The sequence below is a fragment of the Micromonospora sp. AMSO12t genome (assembly GCF_008806585.1).
Taxonomy (GTDB): Bacteria; Actinomycetota; Actinomycetes; order Mycobacteriales; family Micromonosporaceae; genus Micromonospora; species Micromonospora reichwaldensis.
This window is the reverse complement of the sequence record NZ_WAAS01000494.1, coordinates 1-1,552: the sequence shown is the minus strand read 5'-3', so window position 1 is coordinate 1,552 and position 1,552 is coordinate 1. Positions and strand designations below refer to the sequence as shown.

General features: G+C 76.9%; 1 protein-coding gene and 1 pseudogene. One reads left to right on the top strand and one right to left on the bottom strand.

The annotated features are described in order from the left end of the window. Window positions 1-369, top strand: a pseudogene (locus F6X68_RS32585) (hypothetical protein); the annotation flags it as partial. A gap of 87 nt (window positions 370-456) precedes the next feature. Here the strand turns inward: F6X68_RS32585 and mycP are convergent. Further along, on the bottom strand, window positions 457-1,552 hold a 1,096-nt coding region (gene mycP, locus F6X68_RS32580; RefSeq protein ID WP_151457824.1), incomplete at its 5' end, for a type VII secretion-associated serine protease mycosin.

The window sequence follows — 1,552 nt, the reverse complement described above, 5'->3', positions numbered from 1 at the left end:
GGCGGCGGCTCGCTCGGCCGGCCGGTGAGCCCCAACATGGGCCCGATGATGGGCGGCGGCGCGGCCGGCGCCAATCGCGGTGGCGGCCGGGGCGCTGGTGGCAAGCTCGGCGCCGGCGGCAAGCTCGGTGCGGGTGGCATGGGCCCGATGATGGGCGGTGCGGCCGGTGGGGCCGGCCGTGGCGGCGGGCGCGCGGGTGCCGCCGGCGTGGGCGCCAAGGGCGTCGGTGCGGGCGCGCGGGGCGTCGGTGGCATGGCCGGCATGGGCGCCGGCTACGGCGAGGAGGAGACCCCTCGCAACACCTGGCTGGAGGAGGACGAGGACGTCTGGGGTGCGGACGGCGGCGGTACGCCGGGCATCCTGCGCTGACGGAGTCACGCCGAGCGCCGTCCACCGCACCGGTGGGCGGCGCTCGACGTTGTCCGGGCGGGATCGGGGCGGTGCGGGAGAAGGGCGTCAGCCGGTCGTGGCGTCCGTTGCGGACGGGCGGCGGCCCGGGCGCCAGCCCCGGCGTCGCCCGCGGATCAGGATCGGTTTGACGGACAGCAGCAGCGCGGCGACGAGCGTGCCGACGACGGCGGCCCAGACCGCGACGGTGCCCTGCCAGGCGAGCGGGTCCTCGGTGGAGGGCGGTGCCGGCATCGCGCCGGCCGGCGGGTCGGTACGGGTGCCGAGCACGGTCGCCACCGCCCGGTACGGGTTCACCACCCCGTGGCCGACCTCGGCGTTCTTCCCCTCGGGCGGGCTGTCGGCCGTCCGGATCAGCCGGTCGGCGACCTGCTCCGGGTCGAGGTCGGGGTGGGCGGCCCGGACCAGCGCGGCCACCCCGGAGACGTACGCGGCGGCGAAGCTGGTGCCGCCCTGCGGCTCGGCGAGGAAGCCCTCGCCCCCGGGGGCCGGGCCGAGGATGTTCAGCCCGGGTGCCGCGAGGTCGACGTAGTCCCCGCTGACCGAGCTGCCCACGTGACCGCCTTCCTCGTCCACCCCGGCGACCGCGATCACTCCCGGGTAGGCGGCCGGGAACGCGGGCCTGTCCTGCTGGTTCTCCTGGCGGTTGCCGGCGGCGGCCACCACGACCACCCCCTCGTCGAGGGCGTAGCGGACGGCGTCGGCGAGGTCCTGCCGGTCCAGGGTCACCAGCGACAGGTTGATCACGTCGGCGCCGTTCTGCACCGACCAGCGGATCGCCTCGGCGATCTGCCCCGGCAGCCCCTCGTCGGCGGTGGTCCTGGTGTCGGGCAGGACGCGTACCGGGAGGATCCTGGCCTGCGGCGCGATGCCGCTGAACGACGCGCCGGTGCCCTCCTTCCCGGCGATGATGCCGCCGACGATGGTGCCGTGGCCGGCGAGGTCGCAGCGGCCCTGCTGCTGCGGCAGGCCGTTGAAGTCCCGGCCCGCCTTGACCTGGCCCTTCAGGGCGGGATGGAGGGCGGAGACGCCGGAGTCGATGACCGCCACCGTGATGCCGGCGCCCCGGGAGATCCGCCAGGCCGACGAGGGTTCGAGTCTCCTCAGCGGCCACGGCGTCTCGGCGGGGGCGGCGACGCCGTGG